24 protein-coding genes are annotated in these 20,597 nt (G+C 62.5%); 13 read left to right on the top strand and 11 right to left on the bottom strand.

From position 1 onward, the window contains the following. Nucleotides 1–3: 3 nt before the first annotated feature. The 3 genes from pgeF to AAXE93_RS08820 are packed head-to-tail and all read right to left on the bottom strand — an operon-like array spanning nt 4 to nt 2,938. Nucleotides 4–798 carry a peptidoglycan editing factor PgeF gene (gene pgeF / locus AAXE93_RS08830; protein WP_390130038.1) on the bottom strand — a complete coding sequence of 265 codons (795 nt, stop codon included), beginning with the start codon at nt 796–798 and terminating at the stop codon, nt 4–6. An 11-nt stretch (nt 799–809) separates the two neighbouring features. Next, on the bottom strand, nt 810–1,694 hold the full coding sequence (locus tag AAXE93_RS08825; RefSeq protein WP_115080706.1) for a Tab2/Atab2 family RNA-binding protein: 885 nt from the start codon (nt 1,692–1,694) through the stop codon (nt 810–812). Next, nucleotides 1,691–2,938 carry a S1 RNA-binding domain-containing protein gene (locus AAXE93_RS08820; protein WP_390130036.1) on the bottom strand — a complete coding sequence of 416 codons (1,248 nt, stop codon included), beginning with the start codon at nt 2,936–2,938 and terminating at the stop codon, nt 1,691–1,693. The genes AAXE93_RS08825 and AAXE93_RS08820 overlap by 4 nt, the downstream gene beginning before the upstream one ends. A 74-nt stretch (nt 2,939–3,012) precedes the next feature. On the opposite strand from AAXE93_RS08820, the gene AAXE93_RS08815 reads away from it, so the two are divergent. The 6 genes from AAXE93_RS08815 to folE all read left to right on the top strand — a co-directional run bounded on the left by AAXE93_RS08815 (nt 3,013) and on the right by folE (nt 8,306). Beyond that, nucleotides 3,013–3,855 carry a creatininase family protein gene (locus AAXE93_RS08815; RefSeq protein ID WP_390130034.1) on the top strand — a complete coding sequence of 281 codons (843 nt, stop codon included), beginning with the start codon at nt 3,013–3,015 and terminating at the stop codon, nt 3,853–3,855. Between the two features lie 76 nt (nt 3,856–3,931). After that, a complete protein-coding gene (locus tag AAXE93_RS08810) occupies nt 3,932–4,651 on the top strand; it encodes an aldehyde oxygenase (deformylating) (protein WP_114988527.1) in 720 nt (239 codons plus the stop codon). A gap of 114 nt (nt 4,652–4,765) precedes the next feature. Then, complete coding sequence (locus AAXE93_RS08805) at nt 4,766–5,806, top strand: long-chain acyl-[acyl-carrier-protein] reductase (RefSeq protein WP_006850195.1); 1,041 nt, start codon at nt 4,766–4,768, stop codon at nt 5,804–5,806. Between the two features lie 19 nt (nt 5,807–5,825). After that, on the top strand, nt 5,826–6,815 hold the full coding sequence (locus tag AAXE93_RS08800; protein ID WP_390130031.1) for an acetyl-CoA carboxylase carboxyltransferase subunit alpha: 990 nt from the start codon (nt 5,826–5,828) through the stop codon (nt 6,813–6,815). A gap of 24 nt (nt 6,816–6,839) precedes the next feature. After that, nucleotides 6,840–7,547: an SDR family oxidoreductase gene (locus AAXE93_RS08795; protein WP_390130028.1), complete on the top strand. Its 708-nt coding sequence runs from the start codon at nt 6,840–6,842 to the stop codon at nt 7,545–7,547. Between the two features lie 9 nt (nt 7,548–7,556). Beyond that, nucleotides 7,557–8,306: a GTP cyclohydrolase I gene (folE, locus tag AAXE93_RS08790; RefSeq protein WP_011363732.1), complete on the top strand. Its 750-nt coding sequence runs from the start codon at nt 7,557–7,559 to the stop codon at nt 8,304–8,306. Between the two features lie 36 nt (nt 8,307–8,342). Here folE and AAXE93_RS08785 read toward each other — a convergent pair whose 3' ends face one another. Continuing rightward, nucleotides 8,343–9,017, bottom strand: coding sequence for a phosphoribosylanthranilate isomerase (locus tag AAXE93_RS08785; RefSeq protein ID WP_390130026.1), 675 nt, complete (start codon nt 9,015–9,017; stop codon nt 8,343–8,345). A 62-nt stretch (nt 9,018–9,079) separates the two neighbouring features. Here AAXE93_RS08785 and AAXE93_RS08780 point away from each other — a divergent pair, with 62 nt between their 5' ends. Continuing rightward, nucleotides 9,080–10,330: a site-2 protease family protein gene (locus tag AAXE93_RS08780; protein ID WP_390130249.1), complete on the top strand. Its 1,251-nt coding sequence runs from the start codon at nt 9,080–9,082 to the stop codon at nt 10,328–10,330. Here AAXE93_RS08780 and AAXE93_RS08775 read toward each other — a convergent pair. Next, nucleotides 10,288–11,004 (bottom strand): lipoate--protein ligase family protein, encoded by a 717-nt coding sequence (locus AAXE93_RS08775; protein WP_390130023.1) that lies wholly within the window; start codon nt 11,002–11,004, stop codon nt 10,288–10,290. The two genes, AAXE93_RS08780 and AAXE93_RS08775, sit on opposite strands and share 43 nt — an antisense overlap. A gap of 27 nt (nt 11,005–11,031) precedes the next feature. Between AAXE93_RS08775 and AAXE93_RS08770 the strand changes: the two genes are divergently transcribed. After that, nucleotides 11,032–11,799, top strand: a complete 768-nt coding sequence (locus AAXE93_RS08770; protein WP_115161370.1) for a sulfite exporter TauE/SafE family protein — start codon at nt 11,032–11,034, stop codon at nt 11,797–11,799. Between the two features lie 4 nt (nt 11,800–11,803). Here AAXE93_RS08770 and AAXE93_RS08765 read toward each other — a convergent pair whose 3' ends face one another. Next, nucleotides 11,804–12,274, bottom strand: a complete 471-nt coding sequence (locus AAXE93_RS08765) for a CRR6 family NdhI maturation factor (protein ID WP_390130020.1) — start codon at nt 12,272–12,274, stop codon at nt 11,804–11,806. An 83-nt stretch (nt 12,275–12,357) separates the two neighbouring features. On the opposite strand from AAXE93_RS08765, the gene psaM reads away from it, so the two are divergent. From psaM to AAXE93_RS08750, 3 genes are all read left to right on the top strand, one after another. Next, nucleotides 12,358–12,462 carry a photosystem I reaction center subunit XII gene (gene psaM / locus AAXE93_RS08760; RefSeq protein WP_025362433.1) on the top strand — a complete coding sequence of 35 codons (105 nt, stop codon included), beginning with the start codon at nt 12,358–12,360 and terminating at the stop codon, nt 12,460–12,462. A gap of 139 nt (nt 12,463–12,601) precedes the next feature. Continuing rightward, nucleotides 12,602–12,904 (top strand): hypothetical protein, encoded by a 303-nt coding sequence (locus AAXE93_RS08755; RefSeq protein WP_115161474.1) that lies wholly within the window; start codon nt 12,602–12,604, stop codon nt 12,902–12,904. Nucleotides 12,905–12,973: 69 nt separating this feature from the next. Continuing rightward, nucleotides 12,974–13,924 carry a protochlorophyllide reductase gene (locus tag AAXE93_RS08750; protein ID WP_390130017.1) on the top strand — a complete coding sequence of 317 codons (951 nt, stop codon included), beginning with the start codon at nt 12,974–12,976 and terminating at the stop codon, nt 13,922–13,924. Nucleotides 13,925–13,998: 74 nt separating this feature from the next. Here AAXE93_RS08750 and bchL read toward each other — a convergent pair whose 3' ends face one another. From bchL to AAXE93_RS08730, 4 genes are all read right to left on the bottom strand, one after another. Beyond that, nucleotides 13,999–14,889 carry a ferredoxin:protochlorophyllide reductase (ATP-dependent) iron-sulfur ATP-binding protein gene (gene bchL / locus AAXE93_RS08745; protein WP_390130014.1) on the bottom strand — a complete coding sequence of 297 codons (891 nt, stop codon included), beginning with the start codon at nt 14,887–14,889 and terminating at the stop codon, nt 13,999–14,001. A 150-nt stretch (nt 14,890–15,039) separates the two neighbouring features. Further along, nucleotides 15,040–16,614 (bottom strand): ferredoxin:protochlorophyllide reductase (ATP-dependent) subunit B, encoded by a 1,575-nt coding sequence (locus tag AAXE93_RS08740; protein ID WP_390130012.1) that lies wholly within the window; start codon nt 16,612–16,614, stop codon nt 15,040–15,042. Nucleotides 16,615–16,618: 4 nt separating this feature from the next. Beyond that, nucleotides 16,619–17,896 (bottom strand): ferredoxin:protochlorophyllide reductase (ATP-dependent) subunit N, encoded by a 1,278-nt coding sequence (locus AAXE93_RS08735; protein WP_114988516.1) that lies wholly within the window; start codon nt 17,894–17,896, stop codon nt 16,619–16,621. Between the two features lie 112 nt (nt 17,897–18,008). Further along, nucleotides 18,009–18,386: a hypothetical protein gene (locus AAXE93_RS08730; RefSeq protein WP_390130009.1), complete on the bottom strand. Its 378-nt coding sequence runs from the start codon at nt 18,384–18,386 to the stop codon at nt 18,009–18,011. Between the two features lie 118 nt (nt 18,387–18,504). On the opposite strand from AAXE93_RS08730, the gene AAXE93_RS08725 reads away from it, so the two are divergent. Then, the gene (locus AAXE93_RS08725) at nt 18,505–19,290 is read left to right on the top strand and encodes a BMC domain-containing protein (RefSeq protein WP_115008700.1); all 786 of its coding nucleotides are present in this window, start codon (nt 18,505–18,507) and stop codon (nt 19,288–19,290) included. 19 nt (nt 19,291–19,309) lie between these two features. Here the strand turns inward: AAXE93_RS08725 and AAXE93_RS08720 are convergent, their stop codons facing one another. Then, nucleotides 19,310–19,891, bottom strand: coding sequence for a non-canonical purine NTP pyrophosphatase (locus AAXE93_RS08720; RefSeq protein ID WP_390130006.1), 582 nt, complete (start codon nt 19,889–19,891; stop codon nt 19,310–19,312). 356 nt (nt 19,892–20,247) lie between these two features. On the opposite strand from AAXE93_RS08720, the gene AAXE93_RS08715 reads away from it, so the two are divergent. Further along, on the top strand, nt 20,248–20,559 hold the full coding sequence (locus tag AAXE93_RS08715) for a BMC domain-containing protein (protein ID WP_006169870.1): 312 nt from the start codon (nt 20,248–20,250) through the stop codon (nt 20,557–20,559). Nucleotides 20,560–20,597 lie beyond the last annotated feature (38 nt).

Raw genomic sequence — 20,597 nt, 5'->3', positions numbered from 1 at the left:
GTTTCAGCTGCAGACGGGGGCTTGCGCCACGATTCCGCTCCACTGAACGGCTTTCACCTGATCCCGTCGCCAGGAATGGAACAGCTCGGGCTCACTGACGGTGCACAGCGGGCAGTGGGCGATCCGTTCGCTGGCAATTCCTGCGCCCTGGAGCTGCACTCTGGCGGCGGTTCGAATGTCCAGGCGATGCCGCCCCTGTTGCTCATCCGGCAGCAGGGCCCCTGCATCGGACAGGGAAGCCTTGTTGGGGAGCGCGGCCCTGACGGCCTTCACCACCTCATCGCCCACCTGGTAGCAGGGGCCGCTGACGGCCGGGCCCAAGGCAACCACCAGATCCTCCCGCCGGGCCCCCCTCTCCACCAACCGATCCAGGGCCGTGATCAGGATTCCAGCCGCCACCCCCCGCCAACCGGCATGACAGGCCGCGGCATGCCCGGTGCCGGGATCCGCGATAAGAACCGGTGTGCAGTCGGCACCGCACACCCAGAGGCTCTGGCCCCCGCGATCACTCACCAGGCCATCGGCCTCAGGCCAGGGATCCTGAGGGGCGTCGCTGGCGTTCAGCACGATCCCACTGTGGATCTGCTGGGGCCTGTGGACGCTGATGCCGGCGCTGACGTACCCCGCCAGTTCATCAGGACCACGGCCGTGCCAGAGCCGGGTGAAGAAGCCGTGCTCGAAACCCTGCCCATGCAGCAGATCGCTCTGGAGGTAATAGCCCCCGTAACAACCGATCCAGGTCCAGCCCTTCAACGTGTTGAAGCGGCTGTCTGGTCGATCAAACGGCCCGTCTTTCATCAGCCCTGCAATCAGGCCATGGGGATGTCCCGCAGCATCCAGAAGCCGCCGAAGGTCTGTTCTTCGGGGCTGGACTGGATGGCGATGAATTGCAGGCCCCGCACCTGCTGCTGCGAAGTGGCCAGGGCCTCGGAGATTTCAGCGGCGACGCCTGGCTCCAGGTCGCTCACCAACCAGCGGTCATCCTGACCAGCCTCCAGCACCAGCTGGCGGTCTTCAACGATCATCCGCACCGGTTCCAGACCCCCCAACCAGCCCGCCATGGCGAGGGAGCGGCTCTGGCTGAACAGGCGCAGACCCGGCACAGAGGCCTCGGGGTCGATGCCATCGGGCACCGGCAGCAGCCCGCTGAAACTCATCGGCCATTCCGATGCCTCCAGCAGCAGGCTCGCCGGCAGGGCGGCCCAGCTCCAGGCGTCTCCTTGAACTTCCTCCGGCAGGGGCACTGGAGGGGTTGGAACAGGCGCCGGCGGTGGTGCCAGCGGGCCCGCCATGAAGCCCTCCTCCTCGGGATACACCTCTCTTTCGCGCTGCTGAAGCCAGTCGAGCAGGGCGAAGGTGCGTCGACTTGGAATCACCTCGAGGTCTTGTTCGGCTGCGGCGCGCTGCACCATCGTGCGCATCGAACTGCGCCAGCAGCGCAGGCGCACGGGTGAACCCCAGCCCCCGCTGGCGGATGCCTGTTTGGCTTCAGCCAGAGCTTGGCTCAACCAGAGCGAGTTCACCTCACCAGAGGGGCAGACCTTGGCGAAGCGAAATGGCTCTGCATCCCCAGTTGCGGCGGGGGTGGAGGTGATCAGCAGTTCCCAACGCTTGCGGCCATCGGCCTCAAGGATGGGTCGGGAGTAGAAGTCGAGTTCCCAGTCTTCGGCGGCTGTCAGGGCAGCAGTGCTCATCCGGCCGATTGCTCCTGCTGTTTCAGGGTGTTTTGGGCGCGGCTGGCGCGATCGGCGGCTTCAGCCATCACTTTGTCTTTTTCGATCAGCAGCTCTCCAGGAGGCCCCTCCAGCAGGGCTGTGTTGAGGCCGATCCGTCCGCGGCCCGGGTCCAGTTCCGTGATCAGGGCCGAAACGCGGTCGCCCTGGTCGAACACCTCACGGATCGAGCGCAGGCTGCCATTGGTGATGGCTGATTGGTGCAGCAGTCCGCTGATGCCACCAAGGTCGATGAACAGGCCGTAGGGCTTCACCGCAGCAACCTGCCCTTCCACCAATTGGCCCACTTCCAGATCTTGGAAGCGTTCGGCCACGGCGGCTCGTTTTTCGGACAGCACCAGCTTGCGCGTCTCCGAATTCACCTCGATGAAGGCCACCCCCAGGGTCTTGCTCACGAGCTCCTGGTGGTTTTCACCGTTTTGGAGTTGAGAGCGGGGAATGAAGCCGCGCAGCCCTTCGAGATCGCAGGTGACACCGCCGCGGTTGAAGCCATTGACGATGACTTGAACCACTTTCCCCTGTTTCTCCAGTTCCTTCACCCGGTCCCAGCTCTTGCGCAGCTCAAGGGCGCGACAGCTGATCGTGACCATCCCATCAGCGTTCTGCTCACGGGTCACCAGAACTTCAACCTCCAGCCCCTTGGGGAAGCGCTCCCGGAAGTTGGTCACCACGCCCAGGCCCGCCTCGCTCTTGGGCATGTAGCCGGGGGCTTTGCCGCCGATATCCACGTACACGCCATCGCTTTCGATGCCGATCACCGTGCCCTTGATCACCTCACCGGTGGTGCCCACCGGAGCGTTCTCGTCCAGGGCGGCGAGGAAGGCTTCTTCATCGAAATCGAAGTCGTCCACGCTGCGCGGCTGATTGCGCTGCTCCTTCTTGGGTTGTTGATCCGGCGCGCCCATCAGGTCGGCCATGGTCATGCCTTCCATGCCGCCCATGTCGAACAGAGCGTCGTCATCCGTGTCTGGAGACGAGGTGGAGTCCTGCTGGACCGGTCGCGGTGGTGTAGCGAGACCCGCCCGTTCCTCAAGGATGCGTGCCTTTTCCGCCGCAGCCTCTGCTGCTGCCCGTGCTTCAGCCGCTTCACGAGCCAGCTTTTCCTGCTCCTCGCGGCGGTTGATCTGCATCACCTGCAGCGGTTTCGTCGCTGCCGGCTTGGGTGCCTTGGGGCGGTTGGGCTGCGGACTGCCGGCTGCGGGCATGGACCATTGGGCTTGTCGATCGCTCATTTTGACAGGCTGGGTTGGGATCAGCACCCCCGTTCCTGTGCAACGCCATGGACCAGCTCCGCAAGCGATTTGATCAGCTGACCTGGCCCGAGGCCAGCTGTGCTGCCAGCCAACCTGGTGCCACGGTGATCTGGCCGTTCGGAGCCTGTGAGCAACACGGCCCCCAACTGCCGCTTTCGACGGACGCTGTTTTTGCTGAGGGAATCCTCGATTCCGTGTTGCGCGGGCTTGAGCCAGCTCTGCCGATTTGGCGACTGCCGTGTCAGGCCATCGGCTTTTCGCCTGAGCACCAGAACTTTCCCGGCACCCTCAGCCTTTCAGCTCCTCTGCTTCTGGATCTGGTCGACCAGGTGGGCACGCAGCTGGCGGCGATGGGGGTGCAGCGCCTGGTTCTGTTTAACGCGCATGGCGGCCAGATCGGTTTGCTGCAGGTGGCAGCCCGACAGCTGCGCGCTCGCTGTCCGTCGTTGGCCGTTCTGCCCTGCTTCCTCTGGAGTGGCGTGGAGGGGCTGGCGGATCTGTTGCCTGAGCAGGAGTTGGCCCATGGACTTCATGCCGGCCAAGCCGAAACCAGCTTGATGCTGCAGATGGCCCCAGAGCTGGTTGGATCCGCCCGCCCGGTTGATGGACGTCCAGCACCAGGATCCGCGCAGGATCCTCCAGCGGGCTGGAGTCTCGAGGGGGCGGCGCCCTGCGCTTGGCTCACCGACGACCTCAGCGCGACGGGAGTGATCGGTGATGCGCGCCAGGCCTCCGCTGATCTGGGACGTTGCCTGCAAGATCGCTTGATCAACCACTGGCAGGAGCGTTTTCAGGCCCTTTTGACCAGTGACTGGCCACCCACGCAAAGCCTTCTCTCCAAACCGTCCAACAACACGCCCAAGTCCTGAACCTTGGACGCATGTGTCACCAACTCTTGGGGCACTGGTTATTGTCAGTCCCACTAAACGTGGTGGACAGCGTCCTATGACGACCCTCAATGCACCTGAAGCACCCGTGCTGGAGGGCCAGGACGCACTGCCCGATTTCACAACCGAGGCCTACAAAGACGCCTACAGCCGGATCAACGCCATCGTGATCGAGGGCGAACAGGAAGCCCACGACAACTACATCTCCCTGGGCACGCTGATCCCCGAACAGGCCGAGGAACTCAAGCGTCTGGCGCGGATGGAAATGAAGCACATGAAGGGCTTCACCTCCTGCGGACGCAACCTTGGGGTTGAAGCCGATCTTCCCTTCGCCAAGAAGTTTTTCGAACCCCTTCACGGCAATTTTCAGGCCGCTCTCAAGGAGGGCAAGGTGGTCACCTGCCTGCTGATTCAGGCCTTGCTGATCGAAGCATTCGCCATTTCGGCCTATCACATCTATATCCCTGTGGCCGATCCCTTCGCCCGCAAAATCACTGAGGGTGTGGTGAAGGACGAATACACCCATCTCAACTACGGCCAGGAATGGCTGAAGGCCAACTTCGAGGCCAGCAAGGACGAGCTGTTCGAGGCCAACAAAGCCAACCTGCCCCTCATCCGCTCGATGCTGGAAGACGTGGCTGCTGATGCGGCCGTCCTCCACATGGAGAAGGAAGACCTGATCGAGGACTTCCTGATCGCTTACCAGGAAGCTTTGGGTGAAATCGGTTTCACTTCCCGCGACATCGCCCGCATGGCCGCAGCAGCGCTTGCTGTTTGACCCGTTTCAGGTCTTGATCCAACGCCGGTTTATCGACAGGCACGTTGCCGTCGATACCGGTTGCCATGGGAGCATGATTGTTCGAGGTGTTCTTTGAGACGTCAGCAGTAAGACATGTTTGGTCTGATCGGACATTCAACGAGTTTTGAGGCTGCTCGCCGCAAGGCGATGGAACTCGGGTTCGATCACATCGCCGACGGTGATCTGGATGTTTGGTGCAGTGCACCTCCGCAGCTCGTTGAGCACGTGGAAGTCACCAGTCCCGTGGGCACGACCATCGAGGGTGCCTACATCGACTCCTGCTTCGTTCCCGAGATGCTGAGCCGCTTCAAGACGGCCCGGCGCAAGGTTCTCAACGCCATGGAACTCGCTCAGAAGAAGGGCATCAACATCACGGCCCTTGGTGGCTTCACCTCGATCATTTTCGAGAATTTCAACCTGCTCCAGCACCAGACGGTGCGGAGCACCACCCTGGATTGGCAGCGGTTCACCACCGGAAACACCCACACGGCCTGGGTCATCTGCCGTCAGGTGGAGAACAACGCTCCAAGTCTTGGGATTGATCTCAGCAAAGCCAAGGTGGCCGTTGTTGGTGCCACTGGCGATATCGGCTCTGCCGTCTGCCGTTGGCTGCAGGCACGCACCGGAGTTGGTGAGCTCCTGCTGGTGGCGCGTCAGCAGCAACCGCTGCTTGATCTTCAGCAGGAACTGGGCGGTGGCCGGATTCTGTCGCTCGATGAGGCCCTGCCTGAGGCCGATGTGGTCGTCTGGGTGGCAAGCATGCCCCGCACCCTTGAGATCGATCAAGACAGCCTCAAGAAGCCCTGTCTGATGATTGATGGGGGCTACCCCAAGAACCTTGATACGAAGGTTGCCGGTGGTGGCATCCACGTTCTCAAGGGTGGAATCGTTGAGTTCTGCCGCGACATCGGCTGGTCGATGATGGCCATCGCCGAGATGGAGCGGCCGCAGCGCCAGATGTTTGCCTGCTTTGCCGAAGCCATGCTGCTCGAGTTTGAGCGCTGCCATACCAACTTCAGCTGGGGGCGCAACAACATCACCCTCGAGAAGATGGATTTCATCGGCGCGGCATCGGTGCGCCATGGGTTTAGCACCTTGAACCTTCAACCCAACCTGCAGGCCACTGCTGCCTGACCTTCGAAGAGCCAGAGCCATGCCCCGTCGCCCCCTGCTTGAGTTCGAAAAACCGCTCGTCGAGCTGGAGCAGCAGATTGAGCAGATCCGTCAGCTGGCCAGAGATTCGGAAGTTGACGTCTCGCAGCAACTGCAGCAACTGGAAAGCCTCGCGGCCCGTCGCCGTCAGGAGATCTTTCAGGGGCTGACTCCCGCTCAGAAAATTCAGGTCGCCCGTCATCCGCAGCGTCCAAGCACGCTGGATTTCATCCAGATGTTCTGCGACGACTGGGTTGAACTGCACGGAGATCGTCGTGGTAATGACGATCAGGCCTTGATCGGCGGTGTCGGCCGGGTGGGCGATCGCCCTGTGATGTTGATCGGCCATCAGAAAGGCCGCGACACCAAAGAGAACGTCGCCCGCAATTTCGGGATGGCCGCTCCGGGTGGATACCGCAAAGCCATGCGGTTGATGGATCATGCCGATCGCTTCCGCTTGCCGATTCTCACGTTCATCGATACCCCCGGGGCCTATGCCGGCCTTGAGGCTGAAGAGCAGGGCCAGGGTGAAGCGATCGCCGTCAACCTGCGGGAGATGTTCCGCTTGCGTGTTCCGGTGATCGCCACCGTGATCGGTGAAGGTGGATCCGGCGGTGCCTTGGGCATCGGGGTGGCCGATCGCTTGCTGATGTTCGAGCACAGCGTCTACACGGTGGCCAGCCCTGAGGCCTGCGCCTCCATCCTCTGGCGTGATGCGGCCAAAGCGCCTGATGCGGCGGCAGCCTTGAGGATCACCGGCCGCGACTTGCTGGAGCTTGGGGTGGTGGATGAGGTGCTTGAGGAGCCCTCCGGCGGCAACAACTGGGCACCATTGGAGGCCGGAGAAAACCTGCGGGCGGCAATCGAGCGTCACCTCGATCAACTGCTGAGCCTTACGGAACAGCAACTGCGCGAGGCCCGCTACTCCAAATTCAGAGCCATGGGACGGTTCCTCGAAAAAACGTCACAGGATGTCGACAAAGCCGCTTAAAGTGTCGCGGTTTGCTAACGGTTTTTGCCAACGGCTCTAATCACAGGTGCGAGCCGAGGCATAGGTCGCCGAACTGCTGAGCTTCTGGCTCATCAAGGATGGGATTTGCTGCTCACCGCCCGCAGCGCTGATCAACTGGAGCAGCTGAGTGCTCAGCTCAGCACCAAAGCTGTTTCTGTGGCCTCTGCCGCCATCGACCTGACGCAACCCGATGCCATCGCAGCTGCGATGGCTGGCTTGTTGCAGCAGGGTGAGACCCCTTCCGTGTTGATCAACAACGCGGGTGCGGCCTACACCGGCGATCTATTGGCCATGCCGATTGAGCGTTGGCAATGGCTGCTACAGCTGAACGTCACCAGCGTGATGCAGGTTTGTTCTGCTGTTGTTCCCGCCATGCGTGAGAACGGCGGACTGGTGATCAACATCAGCAGCCACGCCGCCCGCAATGCCTTCCCTCAATGGGGGGCGTATTGCGTCAGTAAAGCTGCCCTGGCCAGCTTCACCCGCTGCCTGGCGGAAGAGGAACGGAGCAATGGCATTCGTGCCTGCACCCTCACTCTTGGGGCCGTGAACACACCACTGTGGGACGCGGAAACCGTACAAAGCGATTTCGATCGTCGTGCCATGCTCTCTGTCGATCAGGCGGCAGAAACACTGGCGAATCTGGCGTTGCAACCCAGCAACCAGTTGATCGAAGACCTCACCCTTATGCCGGCCGCCGGCGCCTTCTGAACGAACACCATGACCTCCACAGTCCCTTTCGTTTCCAACGGCGTCGCCAACGGCAACGGCAATGGCAGCCTGAATCCCCAGATTTCTGCGCGCATCCGTGAGCGCCTGAGGGAAGCGGGTGCTTCTTTCCTGGCGAACGACAACATTGCTGATCACCTCCAGCCGGGTGAGCTGGATCAGCTTCAGGTTGAAGTTGCAGACAAGGTTCGCGACCTGCTGCGCAGCCTGGTGATCGATATCGATAACGACCACAACACCCATGAGACGGCGGAGCGCGTCGCCAAGATGTACCTCCAAGAGGTGTTCAAGGGGCGCTACCACCAGCAGCCCAAGGTGGCCAGCTTCCCCAATGTGAAACAGCTGGATGAGATCTACACCGTTGGCCCGATCACGGTTCGTTCCGCCTGTTCACACCACCTGGTGCCGATCATGGGCAACTGCTGGATCGGGATCAAACCTGGTGCCCGGGTGATCGGTCTCTCCAAATTCACCCGCGTGGCTGACTGGGTCTTCTCCCGCCCTCACATCCAGGAAGAGGCTGTGATGATCCTTGCCGATGAAATCGAGAAGCTCTGTGAGCCCCAGGGTCTCGGCATCATCATCAAGGCGCAGCACTACTGCATGAAGTGGCGTGGAGTGAAAGAGCCCCAAACCAGCATGGTGAACTCCGTGGTGCGCGGCGATTTCCGCCACGACCCCAGCCTCAAGCAGGAGTTCTTTGAGCTCGTGCGTCAGCAGGAAGCGCTGCTCAGCACCTGATCAGCCGCGATTCAACGCTCTTTCAACTCCTCGACTTCACAGTCTCGACCTCACAGCCTCGACAAGGGCTTGAACCTTGTCGAGGTTTTTCCATCCCGGTCGTTCCTCCAGCCGACTGGAGGCATCGAGCCCCTGGGGAGTGACGCGACTGAGCAGTTCTGGAACCCACTCCGCACTCACTCCCCCTGCCAGCCACCACGGCACCGAAAGCTCGGTTTCGGCCAGCCAATCAAGGGGGATCCGGTGTCCGGTGCCGCCCAGTTGATCGGCGCTCCAGGCATCGAGCAGCAGAGCGTCCACATGGGGCGCGTACTGCTCGAGCTGCTTGAGATCGTCGGGTTCACGCACCCGCAACGCTTTCCACCACTGCTGCCTGGGGTAGCGCTGTTTCAGGTGTTGGCAGCGTTGGTCTGACTCGCTGCCGTGCAGCTGCACCACGGAGGGCTGCCCAGCACCGTTGAGCGCTTCCTCGAGGGCGGCATCGTCGGGATCGGCCACCACCCAAACGCGATGCAGCTGGGGGTGCTGATGTTCTAGCAGCTGGAACAAGGCCCTGCGCTGGGCTGGTTCCACAAAGCGTGGGGTAGCGGGAACGCCGATCACGCCAATCGCCTGCACCCCCATCTGTGCGATGGCTTGAGCCTGTTCGGGGTCGGTGATCCCACAGATCTTGAGGTCTGGAGTGGGGCGGGGATCACGCAAGGGCTGCATGGGTTGCTCTCCCTAGGATCGTGGATGACAGTCCGCAGCAGCGGCACACGACGGGATTGGCGGTGGGAGAGGGCTGGCAGGTGCTCAAGATTGGCGGAATTCCCCTGCGGCTTCAGCCCAGCTGGTTGTTTGCCGTGGCGATCTTCACCACGTTGTTTCAGTCCCGCTACGCGACCACGGCCTCGGTAACGGCGAGTTGGGGGCTGGGATTGCTGACCACCTTGTTGCTGTTCAGCTCCGTGCTGCTGCATGAATTGGGCCATGCCCTGATGGCCCTGCGAGAAGGGGTGAAGGTGTTGAGCATCACCCTGTTTCATCTGGGCGGCATCGCGCGGGTGGAGAAGGAATGCCCCACCGCCATGGGCAATCTGCGCATTGCGGCGGCTGGCCCGATCGTGAGTTTGGTGTTGGCCTTCGGAATGCTGGCGGGGGCTGCAGCGCTATCGGACACCCAGCCCTTGGCCACGCAGTTGTTAAGCCAGGTGGGTTTGCTCAACTTGATGCTCGGCTTGTTCAATCTCCTGCCAGGGCTGCCCCTCGATGGCGGGCTGATCCTCAAGGCCCTGGTCTGGCAGCTGAGCGGCAGTCAGCAGAAAGGCGTTCAGGTGGCATCGGCGTCCGGACGGGCTTTGTCGATGTTGATGATCCTGTTGGGTGGTGTTCTGCTCTGGCAGGGCTGGGGGCTCAACGGCCTCCTGCTGATGTTGATCGGTTGGTTCGGCCTGAGTGCCAACCGCAGTCAGACCCAGATGCTGCAGTTGCAGACGGTGCTGCGGGAGTTGAAGGTGGAGGCAGCGGCAGGCAAACGTTTCCGCGTGCTGGAGGCGGATCAAACCTTGCGGCGCCTCAGTCAGCTGCGGCTGACCGCCAGCGAGGCGGAGGGACCTGCCGATTGGGTGCTCGTCTGCAAGAGCGGTCGTTGGGTGGGTTGGATTGATGATCAGCCCTTGAAACTGCTGCCGGTGCAGCAATGGGACCAACAGCGCCTCGAGGATCATCTGCGCCCCCTCACTGAACTGCCGTCCATCGCCAGTTCGGCTCCCCTGGTGGAGGCGGTGCCGGCCCTGGAGGCGGCCTCCCAGGGACGCCTGTTGGTGATGAGTGCTGCGGGCCTGCCTTCCGGCACCCTTGACCGCATGGATGTGGGCGATGCGGTGCTGAAGCGGCTCGGGGTGACCCTGCCCGCCGCGATCCTCGATGAGGCGCGCAAGCGCAATGGATACCCCCTGGGTTTGGCGATGCTTCCCCAGATGGTGCAGTCGATGCAGGCTCAGAGCGCAGAGCCGGACGCCAGCTCGACCTCCAACTCCTGAACTTCCTCAGCCTTCAGAGGCTGCATCTGCCACGGGCAACGGCTCCAGGATTGAATCAGGCTCTGGCGCAGTCGCTGATCCAGCTCCAGCCGGTTGATCCGGGCTGGAGCCGCTGCTGGAGCCGCTTCCTCAAACACCTCTTCCCAGAGCGCAGCAGGGGGATCCAGCAGGATTTCACCGTGTTGAAGCAGGCGACCGTTCTGCCAGCGCTGGGCGCTACCGACCCGTTTGATGCCGGACGGATCCACCAGGTCGGCCACCGTTGCCGAGGCGAAACAGTTGTTGGCCTCCCTACCAGCAGGGTCCGAGCCGAAGTGCAGCGCTAGCCCGAGATCCTCGAAGCCATCGATCAACCACTGACAGGCCTGGCGGTAGGCCTCCTGGCGTCGCCGGGGTGCATCCGGCCAGATCAAGGCATATGTGAGACCGCTGGCATGAAGCACGGCCCGACCTCCGCTCGGGCGTCGCACCAGGCTGATGCGGCCGCGGCGGGCCAGCTCATTCCAGTGTTCAGGCCAGTGGCGTTGATGGCGTCCCAGCGAGAGCCAGGGCCCATCCCAGCGGTAAAAACGCAGAACCGGACCATTGCTGCGCTTCAGAAGCCAGGCATCCAAAGCCATCTGGGTGTGTCCATCCGCTTGCTGGGTGGGGAGCAAACGCCCGGTTGCGGGCATGCTGGAGGGAAGCATCGATCGCACGCCATGGTGCCCTGGTGGGATGTGCCGATCCTGATCGCCCTGGGCCTGCTGGCGGGGGGGCTGGCCGGGTTGTTGGGAATCGGCGGTGGCTTGATCTTTGCCCCGCTCCTGCTCTGGCTTGATCTCCCGCCCCATCAGGCCCTGGCCACCAGCAGTTTCGCCATTGTGCCCACGGCATTGGCGGGCACCATCACCCATCTGCGCCAGGGCCGGCTGCCGACCCGGCCGGGACTCGCCATCGGCTTGGCGGCCTTTGGCTCGGCACTGCTGTTCGGTGGTTTGGCCGGTTTGGCAGCGGGCTGGATTCTGCTGGCGATGCAGACGCTGATGTACATCGTGCTGGCGTTCTGCGTTCGCGAACGGCCCGAGGCGGATGCCAATGATGACGTTGATGACGGCAGCGCTCCGCAGTTGGCGGGTGTGGGCTGCATCGCCGGCTGGACCGCTGGGATGTTGGGCCTGGGCGGGGGGCTGGTGATGGTGCCCCTGATGAGCGGTCCGATGTCTGTGCCGATTCATCAGGCCGTGCGGCTGAGCACGGTGGCGGTGCTCTGCTCGGCCAGCGCAGCATCCCTCCAGTTCCTGCATGAAGGACGCGGCGTTCCTCTGATGGGCCTGCTGCTGGGGGCTGTGGCTGCGATCGCTGCGCAGTGGACGGCCAGCCGGCTCGATCAGTTTGATGCGGCCCTGCTGGTGCGCTGTCTGCGGGGGCTCGCCATCATCCTGGCAATCGACAGCTCCAGGCGGGCCCTGCAGCTTTGGCTGGGCTGACTGGTCAGCCCAACAGGTTCCAAAATCCCGAATCCAGCTCATAGCCCAGGGCTGCGGCCATCTGGGACAGGTTGCCCCGCATCGGGCGTCCGAGCTCTCGCTGACAGAGGTCGTCCAACAGCATCAATCGATGCGTCACCCAGAGCTCCAAGGCTTCCGGGTCAAAACGCAGGCCTTCGCTGCGGCTGAAACTGTGGGGCACCACCAGGGCCACATGGCGAATCAGGCTCCCCTGGTCACGTTCAAGCAAGAGCGGCAGCCAGGGGTAGCGCGCATCGGCCCGCAGGGCCCAGAGCCGAGGCTCGGGGCATTCCGGCAGTTCGCGTGGGTCATCCTGCGCCCGGGGCCAATCGAAACGAAGCTCGAGCACTGGCCCCTGGCTCAGCAGTGCATCCAGCGGCTGAGTGCTCCAGATCTCCAGCGGCCGTAGATCCAAGGCGCGGATGGCAGGGGCATCGATCAGAACCGGATCCATGGGCTGGTGTGACAGGCCTTTGCGAATGATGGCCTGCAGCCCTTCCCTCAGAGAAGAATGGGACCGTTTGATGCATGGCTCCCATGGAAACCGTTCTGTCTGCACCTGAGGTGTTCATCGCTCTCGTGGTGGCTGCCCATGCCGCTGTTCTGGCCCTGCGTCTCTCCATCAGCCTTTACGAGGCCTGATTTCAAAGGCAGCCCAGATCAACGGGCGTAGAGCTGGTCTTGGCACTGCGAACGGATTGCGTTACAAGCGGATGTTCGTGCTGATGCGGTGACCGCCAGTCAGTTTCAAAGATCAGCTCCCCGCACGGATGCAGCCAGCATGGCTGCGGCGATTCAGCGGCAGACCGACCAACAGGAACTGCAGTGCAGCCTTCTCGCCTTGGCGGCCAAGGCGGGGCTTGTTCTGTTGGGCGCTGTCAGCCTGATCCGTCTGTCCGTGGCCTATCAGGAACGCATGGATCGCCACAGTGAAATCGCGGCGGTCGTGTCGATTGAGTCGGCGAAATTGGAAACGCTGCAACAACGCTTCGATCGTCTGTTCAGCATCGGTGGAGAGAAGCGTCTGATCAGCGAGCAGGATCAGTGGATCGCCCCCAACCGTCTGCGCGTGATCTGGCGCTGAGATTCGTGACCAGCGGCGTTGGGATTGAGTGCTGACCGGCAGACTGGCAGCCTTCCTGGCCCTGTCTTGATGTCCACGCCCGGCACCGTTCTGATCACCGGCACCACCTCCGGTGTGGGCCTGAATGCCACCTGCGCCTTGGTGAAGCGGGGTTGGACGGTGATCACGGCGAACCGCAGCCCGCAGCGTGCCGCGGCAGCTGCTGACGATATGGACCTCCCCAAGGAGCGTCTCAAGCACGTGTTGATGGATATGGGTGATCTCGACAGTGTGCGTCGGGCGGTGGATGCCTTGCCCGAGCGCGTGGATGCCGTGGTCTGCAATGCAGCCGTGTACAAGCCGAAACTGAAGCAGCCGGAGCGTTCGCCCCAGGGCTATGAAATCTCGATGGCCACCAACCATTTCGGCCATTTCCTGCTGGTGCAGCTGCTCTTGGGTCGGCTCAAGACCTCCACGCACCCCTCCAAGCGGGTGGTGATCCTGGGCACTGTGACGGCGAACTCCAAAGAGCTGGGGGGCAAGATTCCGATCCCTGCGCCGGCAGATCTGGGGGACCTCTCAGGTTTTGAAGCCGGGTTCAAAGACCCCGTTGCCATGGCCAGTGGCAAGCCGTTCAAGCCCGGCAAGGCCTACAAAGACAGCAAGCTCTGCAACATGATCACCACCCAGGAGCTGCATCGCCGTCTGCACGGGGACACGGGGATCACCTTCACGTCGCTCTACCCGGGCTGTGTGGCGGACACACCGTTGTTCCGCAACACCCCCAAGGCCTTCCAGACGATCTTCCCCTGGTTTCAGAAAAACATCACCGGCGGCTATGTCTCCCAGGCCCTGGCGGGGGAACGGGTGGCTGATGTGGTGGCCAATCCCGACTTCGCTGAATCCGGGGTGCACTGGAGCTGGGGCAACCGCCAGAAGAAGGATGGACAGCAGTTCAGCCAGGAACTCTCCGACAAGGCCACGGATCCAGAAACAGCCCGCCGGGTGTGGGAGCTGTCGATGAAACTCGTTGGCCTTTGAGCCGAGCTCATCACAACAAGGCCCCGGTTGCAGCGTCCGGGGCTTTGTCGATGGCTTTGTTGATCAAGTGAGGATCAATCGAATCCCAGCAGGTCGAAGATTTCGCGGTCTTTGAGGGATGTGGCCTCGAGCGGCTCCACCTTGTCGAGCATGTTCTGGGCCAGCCGCAGATATTCGGTCTGCACCGCTTGCACAGCCTCATCGGCATCATCCATCTCAAAGATGGTGCATTTCTTGAGTCGGGATCGCCGGATGGCATCCACATCCCTGAAGTGGGCCATGGTGCGCAGGCCGGTGCGATCGTTGAACTTGTCGATCTGATCGGTGTCTGCCGAGCGGTTCGCAACAACGCCGCCAAGCCGCACCTTGTAGTTCTTGGCTTTCGCCTGAATCGCCTGAACGATGCGATTCATCGCGAAGATCGAATCGAAATCGTTGGCGGTCACAATCAGGCAATAGTTGGCGTGCTGCAGCGGGGCGGCGAAACCACCACACACCACATCGCCGAGCACGTCGAAGATCACCACATCGGTGTCTTCCAGCAGATGGTGCTCCTTGAGCAGCTTCACGGTCTGCCCGGTCACGTATCCGCCGCAGCCCGTGCCCGCCGGTGGGCCGCCGCTCTCGACGCACTGCACGCCGTTGAAGCCGGTGAAGACGAAATCCTCAGGCCGCAGCTCTTCGCTGTGGAAGTCCACCTCCTCAAGGATGTCGATCACCGTCGGCACCATCTTGTGGGTAAGGGTGAAGGTGCTGTCGTGCTTGGGGTCGCAGCCGATCTGAAGCACCCGCTTGCCCAGCTTCGAGAAGGCGGCTGACAGGTTCGAGGAGGTGGTGGATTTGCCGATCCCGCCTTTGCCATAGACCGCGATCACCAGGGTTTCTTCCTGGATGTTCAGTGCTGGGTCCTGGTGGACCTGCACGCTGCCTTCACCGTCTGCCGGTCGCGTCAGGGTTGTGGTCATGCAGCGACCTGTGCGAGAGAAGTCGATTTCATTCAACAGCAGCAGATGTGCAGTGGTTGGTTTTCACCAAGAAATGAAAGATCTGGCTCTTGCTTGAGTTGCAAGAGCAGAATTTCTTTCAATTAAATAAAAAGAAATGAGTGCAAATACTCATGCCTTGAAGTGGGCTTTTGCGTCATACAGCGTTTCGCTGCTGATCTCTCTGCAGCCCACATCGCGCGCGTAAGCCTCCGTGTTGCGTCGCACCTTTCCCCTTACGAAGAAGGGGATCTTCTTCAGCTCGGCTTCCCCATCGGCCGTCCACTGCAGAGCGCCATCGCCCTCCCCTGGGATGTCACTCAAGCCGGAACTGTCGGCGGCGCCGGCACCACCGGCATGGCCCAGGTGGCTCTGGTGGCCATCCACGAATTCGAAGTCGTGGCGGAACATGCCGATCAGGTGTTCCTCCAGGCCCATCATCAGCGGGTGCACCCAGTCGTCGAAGATCACGTTTGCTCCTTCCCAGCCCATCTGGGGGCTCATTCGGGCGGGCACGTCCTGCACGTGCATTGGCGTGCTGATCACCGCGCAGGGAATCCCCAGCCGCTTGGCGCTGTGGCGCTCCATCTGGGTTCCCAGCACCAGTTCCGGTGCCGCTTCGGCCATGGCCGCTTCCACCGCCAGGTAGTCGTCACTGATCATGGCCTCCAGGTCCAGGGCTTTGGCGGCGGCCCGCACGGGCCGGGCCATCTCCCGGCTGTAGGTGCCCAGCCCCACCACCGTGAAACCCAGTTCTTCGCTGCAGATCCGGGCTGCGGCGAGGGCGTGACTGCCGTCGCCAAAGATGAACACCCGCTTGCCCGTGAGGTACGTGGAGTCCACGGATTCCGAATACCAGGGCAGGCGTGAGCGCCGGTAGCCCTCGTCGGGGGCGGGGGGCTCCATCCCCAGCATTTCGTGCACTTCGACGAGGAAATCGTGGGTGGCGCCCACGCCAATCGGCACCGTTCGGCTGAAGGGCATGCCGAAATTGCGCTCCAGCCAGCTGCAGCTGGATTCCGCCACCTCTGGATAAAGGCAGACGTTGAGATCGGCATCGGGGATCCGCTGCAGATCCTCCACGCCTGCCCCGAGGGGCGCTACCACACCTACATCGATGCCGTGCAGGGTGAGCAGTTTCTGCACCTCCAGCACGTCGTCGCGGCAGCGGAAGCCCAGCAGGGAGGGGCCCAACAGGTTCACCCGGGGCCGGCGGCCCTGGTGTTGCCATGCCCTGGGGTCGTGCTGGCTGTTGGCTGGCGCCTTCTCCTTCAGCAGGTTGCGCACCAGTTGGTAGAAGGTTTCCGCGGCTCCCCAGTTCTCTTTTTTGCTGTAGGCCGGTAGCTCCAAACTCACCACCGGCATGGTGAGCTCCATGCCCTGGGCCAGGGCACCGGGCTGATCCTGAATCAACTCCGCGGTGCAGCTTTCCCCCACCAGCAGGGCATCGGGTTGGAAGCGATCCACCGCTTCACGCACATGCCGTTTCACCAGTTCGGCGGTGTCCCCGCCGAGATCCCGGGCCTGAAAGGTGGTGTAGGTGACGGGCGGACGCTGTCCGCGCCGCTCAATCATCGTGAACAGCAGATCGGCATAGGTGTCTCCCTGGGGGGCATGGAGCACGTAATGAACGCCGCGCATGGAGGCGGCAATGCGCATGGCCCCCACATGGGGTGGCCCTTCGTAGGTCCAGAGCGTGAGTTGCATGGGATCAGGCGTGCACGGTTGGGTCGGGGCTGCTGGGGTGGAGGCCAGGTCGAATCAGTTGCCGGCGACGCAACGGCCGCGAAAACAGTTCCGCCAGGTCGCCGGCCTGGTCGATGCCGTGGATCGGGCTGAACACCAGTTCGATCGACCATTTGGTGGCGATGCCTTCGGCCTCCAGCGGATTGGCCAGGCCCATCCCGCACACCACCAGGTCGGGCTGGCTGGCGCGAACCCGGTCCAGTTGCTGCTCCACGTGTTGCCCCTCCATCACCGGGACGTCATCGGGTAGTAAGGCCAGCTCGGCAGCCATCTGTTCGCGGTTCAGATAAGGCGTGCCCACCTCCACCAGTTCCATGCCGCATTCCCGTTGCAGAAACCGGGCCAGGGGCAGTTCCAGCTGGGATTCGGGAAGTAGGAAGATCCGCTTGCCCTCCAGAACGGCGCGATGGCGGGCCAAGGCGCTCTGGGCGCGCTCCATCAACGGGTCGAGCACAGCAGCAACCCGTTCATCAGGAAGATGGAAGGCAGCAGCAGCAGCCTCCATCCAGCGGCGACTCCCCTCGGCCCCCAACGGGAAGGGGGCCGTGAGCACCGTGGCGCCGCGGTCGCTGAGCAGGCGCGCGGTTTCCGTGAGGAAGGGTTGGGTCAGCAGCACCGTGGTTCCCGCTCCCACGGCGGGCAGGTCAGTCGATTGCCGGGGCGGCAGGCTGCGAATCGTTTCGATGCCCATCCGCTGGAACAGGTGCATCTGCCGGTCTTCCACGGCATCAGCGAGGGTTCCCACCAGCAGCAACTGCCGTTCATCGCTGGCGGGGAGCAGGGGCACCAAGGCCGCCAGCGCCCCGTCTTCTCCCTGGGTGAACGTGGTTTCAATGCCGCTGCCGGAGTAGTTCACCACCCGCACCCGGCCTGTCAGTTCTTCGTTGAGCCGTTCGGCGGCCCGGGCCAAATCCAGCTTGATCACTTCGCTGGGGCAGGACCCCACCAGAAATAGCGTGCGGATTTCGGGGCGGCGTTGCAGCAGTTCCCTGCAGACCCGGTCGAGTTCGTCGTGGGCATCGGCGAGGCCAGCCAGATCCCGCTCGCTGAGAATGGCTGTGCCGAAACGGGGTTCGGCAAAAATCATCACCCCTGCGGCGCTCTGGATCAGATGGGCGCAGGTGCGTGATCCCACCACAAGAAAAAAGGCATCGGGCATGCGCCGATGCAGCCACACAATCGAGGTGAGGCCGCAGAACACTTCGCGCGGCCCCGACTCCTTCAGCAGCGTTGGCCCGGCCATCGGCCGCTCCCTTGATGATCAACCTGTCCAAGCTGCGAATAAATCCGCTGAGGAGTGGAAAGGTCGCCCAAAGTCTTTGGGATCGCCCAAGCCAGGCAGAGCCGGCTTGAGCTCAAAGGCGGCGACGGAATCCGTCGTAACGATCGGAGCGATCGCTCTCCTCTGCTTTGCTCAAGCGCCAGACGTTGCGGCTGACCCGGCGGGCAACGAGGCCACCGCGTTCCACCCGTTCCGTTCCGGGGCGGGCCCCCAGCAGCATGCTCACCTCCGCGGTGGTGAGTGGAGCACCGGTTTCGATGGCCAACGACGTCAGTTCCAGCCGTTGACGCAGCTGGCGCAGACGCTCAATGTCTGCATTTCCTGATGCCTCCAGCCAGGGCAGATCCACCTGGCCGTCCTGCGCAAGCCGTTGCATCAGGCCGAAGCTCACCATCCCAAGGGCTTGATCAGCGTTGAGATCCACTGGCTTCAAAGAAGACTGCTCAGTCATTGCAAGATCTCTAGAGGGCTTCTCCGGACGGTATCGGCTGTTTTTCAAGGCGCAAGACCGCAGGCTCTAACTCTTTATTGGCCCGTTTCTGCTGAATTGGTCCGGTACACTCCCCGCCATGACCCGTTTTGCCAGCTTCGATGCTCGGGAGCGGCGACGCGGCGGTAGTGCTCTCGTCACCGGCACTGAGGTGACCCCCCAGCAGGGCGGGGCGAGCTGCGTTGTGACAACGGATTCGGAGTCGCCTCGGCTGTTGCGGCAGAACAGCCATGTGCAGTCGATCGAACTGCGCACCCACGTCTTCATCGATTCGCTGCAGCCGCAACTGGCGGCCTACATGGGTTCTGTGAGCCAGGGATTTCTGCCCATCCCCGGAGATGCCTGCCTCTGGATGGAGGTGTCACCGGGCATGGCGGTGCACCGGGTGACAGACATCGCCCTGAAGGCCAGCAACGTCCGTCTCGGCCAGATGGTGGTGGAGCGGGCGTTCGGCTCGATGGCCCTCTATCACCGCGACCAGAGCACGGTGCTCCATTCCGGAGATGTGGTGCTGGAAGCGATCGGGAGCACCATCGATCAGCGTTCTCCAGCCGATGTGAGCTGGACTGAAGTGATCCGGGCGATCACCCCCGACCATGCCGTGCTGATCAACCGGCAGAACCGACGCGGCTCAATGATCGAAGCCGGGATGAGCATGTTCATCCTGGAGACGGAGCCGGCCGGATACGTTTTGATCGCTGCCAACGAAGCTGAAAAAGCCTCCAACATCACCTTGGTGGACGTGAAAGCGGTGGGTGCCTTCGGACGTCTCACCCTCGCGGGACGGGAGGGTGATGTGGAGGAGGCGGCCGCGGCGGCGATGCGCGCCATCGACCACATCAACAGCAACGCAAGGCTGCGCTGAGCACTCAGACCAGCTCGGATCAGCTCAGGTGCAGCAGCTCACGCAGTTGTGGAGCCAGAGCTCGTGCCGCTTTCCCGCGGCTGCCCAGGCGGCTGAGCTGAGCCGCATTCAGTTCGCCATAGCTGCAACGGGCTTCCCGCACCCAAAGCAGGGATTCGAATCCGCCGCCGGCGTAGGCCGGGGCACTCAGGAGTTCGCCCCAGCAGATTCCCTCAGCCGCGGCACGACAGTTGCCTGAGGGATCACACAACACCATCGTGCTGCGGAAACAGGCACTCCGATAAGGCGATCCCACCAGTTCCTCCAGGATCCGCTGCACCTTGGCGTCGTTTCCCTCGGCGTAGCGGGCCGAATACAGACCCGGTGCCCCTTGGAGCGCATCCACTTCAAGCCCTGAATCGTCAGCCAAGGCCCAGTTGCCTGTGCGCAGGGCGGCAGCGCTGGCTTTCAGCTCAGCGTTCTCGCGGTAGGTGCTCCCCGTCTCTTCAACGTCCAGATCGGCAGGTTGACGCTGCACGTCGAGAGGAAGAGGTCCCAGCATGGCCTCGATTTCAGCAACCTTGATCGGGTTGCCCGTGGCAATGGTGAGCTCAAGCGCCAAGGAGGGCCGTCAAAAGAGGGCCTCCATTGTGCGGGCTGGTTGGGACTAGGAGCTAATAATCTCTGGATTCGACCCAGCGACACCTGTTTGGGTTGAACATTCCACCCCGCAGCAAGGCTTTGGGAAGGTGACGCAACGTGAACCTATGGAGCTTCACCAGCGCCGACAACGACTTGTGGGGATGTGATCACACGAACCACCACAGCAGACCGGAACAGTGAGGCACAGGGTGATAAGCCCGGCTTATTTGGTTCACTATGGACAGTGATCGAGAAAGTCGTCCAAATCGCTTGACGGGAAGGGTTCTGGCGGAGCAATGTCCCCAGCGAACATTCCACCCCTTCTCCCGGTAGGCAATGGCTAACGAAACCATGGGCATCGCCCTCGGCATGATCGAGACCCGCGGTCTGGTCCCCGCCATCGAGGCAGCTGATGCCATGACCAAGGCTGCCGAAGTGCGCCTGATCGGTCGTGAGTTCGTCGGCGGCGGCTACGTCACCGTTCTGGTTCGCGGCGAAACTGGCGCTGTCAACGCTGCTGTGCGCGCTGGCGCTGACGCTTGCGAGCGCGTCGGTGACGGCCTGGTCGCCGCTCACATCATTGCCCGCCCCCACCGCGAAGTGGAGCCTGCTCTGGGCAACGGCAACTTCCTGGGTCAGAAGGACTGAGATCTTCCGCTGAGCCTCTGACGAGGCACGCGAACGTC

This window comes from Synechococcus sp. HIMB2401, from assembly GCF_042883245.1.
In the GTDB taxonomy this organism is placed as follows: domain Bacteria; phylum Cyanobacteriota; class Cyanobacteriia; order PCC-6307; family Cyanobiaceae; genus Parasynechococcus.
The sequence above is the reverse complement of the archived record's forward strand: the minus strand, read 5'-3'. Positions and strand labels throughout refer to the sequence as shown.

Coding starts and splice junctions, on each gene's coding strand:
- bchL (WP_390130014.1), bottom strand. CDS start 14,889: ATGACCACAACCCTGACGCGACCGGCAGACGGTGAAGGCAGCGTGCAG.
- AAXE93_RS08730 (WP_390130009.1), bottom strand. CDS start 18,386: ATGACTGAGCAGTCTTCTTTGAAGCCAGTGGATCTCAACGCTGATCAA.
- AAXE93_RS08785 (WP_390130026.1), bottom strand. CDS start 9,017: ATGCAGCCCTTGCGTGATCCCCGCCCCACTCCAGACCTCAAGATCTGT.
- AAXE93_RS08755 (WP_115161474.1), top strand. CDS start 12,602: ATGGCTGCGGCGATTCAGCGGCAGACCGACCAACAGGAACTGCAGTGC.
- AAXE93_RS08715 (WP_006169870.1), top strand. CDS start 20,248: ATGGCTAACGAAACCATGGGCATCGCCCTCGGCATGATCGAGACCCGC.
- AAXE93_RS08750 (WP_390130017.1), top strand. CDS start 12,974: ATGTCCACGCCCGGCACCGTTCTGATCACCGGCACCACCTCCGGTGTG.
- AAXE93_RS08800 (WP_390130031.1), top strand. CDS start 5,826: ATGCCCCGTCGCCCCCTGCTTGAGTTCGAAAAACCGCTCGTCGAGCTG.
- AAXE93_RS08765 (WP_390130020.1), bottom strand. CDS start 12,274: ATGGATCCGGTTCTGATCGATGCCCCTGCCATCCGCGCCTTGGATCTA.
- folE (WP_011363732.1), top strand. CDS start 7,557: ATGACCTCCACAGTCCCTTTCGTTTCCAACGGCGTCGCCAACGGCAAC.
- AAXE93_RS08810 (WP_114988527.1), top strand. CDS start 3,932: ATGACGACCCTCAATGCACCTGAAGCACCCGTGCTGGAGGGCCAGGAC.
- AAXE93_RS08775 (WP_390130023.1), bottom strand. CDS start 11,004: ATGCCCGCAACCGGGCGTTTGCTCCCCACCCAGCAAGCGGATGGACAC.
- psaM (WP_025362433.1), top strand. CDS start 12,358: ATGGAAACCGTTCTGTCTGCACCTGAGGTGTTCATCGCTCTCGTGGTG.
- AAXE93_RS08825 (WP_115080706.1), bottom strand. CDS start 1,694: ATGAGCACTGCTGCCCTGACAGCCGCCGAAGACTGGGAACTCGACTTC.
- AAXE93_RS08820 (WP_390130036.1), bottom strand. CDS start 2,938: ATGCCCGCAGCCGGCAGTCCGCAGCCCAACCGCCCCAAGGCACCCAAG.
- AAXE93_RS08735 (WP_114988516.1), bottom strand. CDS start 17,896: ATGGCCGGGCCAACGCTGCTGAAGGAGTCGGGGCCGCGCGAAGTGTTC.
- pgeF (WP_390130038.1), bottom strand. CDS start 798: ATGAAAGACGGGCCGTTTGATCGACCAGACAGCCGCTTCAACACGTTG.
- AAXE93_RS08815 (WP_390130034.1), top strand. CDS start 3,013: ATGGACCAGCTCCGCAAGCGATTTGATCAGCTGACCTGGCCCGAGGCC.
- AAXE93_RS08805 (WP_006850195.1), top strand. CDS start 4,766: ATGTTTGGTCTGATCGGACATTCAACGAGTTTTGAGGCTGCTCGCCGC.
- AAXE93_RS08740 (WP_390130012.1), bottom strand. CDS start 16,614: ATGCAACTCACGCTCTGGACCTACGAAGGGCCACCCCATGTGGGGGCC.
- AAXE93_RS08725 (WP_115008700.1), top strand. CDS start 18,505: ATGACCCGTTTTGCCAGCTTCGATGCTCGGGAGCGGCGACGCGGCGGT.
- AAXE93_RS08770 (WP_115161370.1), top strand. CDS start 11,032: ATGGTGCCCTGGTGGGATGTGCCGATCCTGATCGCCCTGGGCCTGCTG.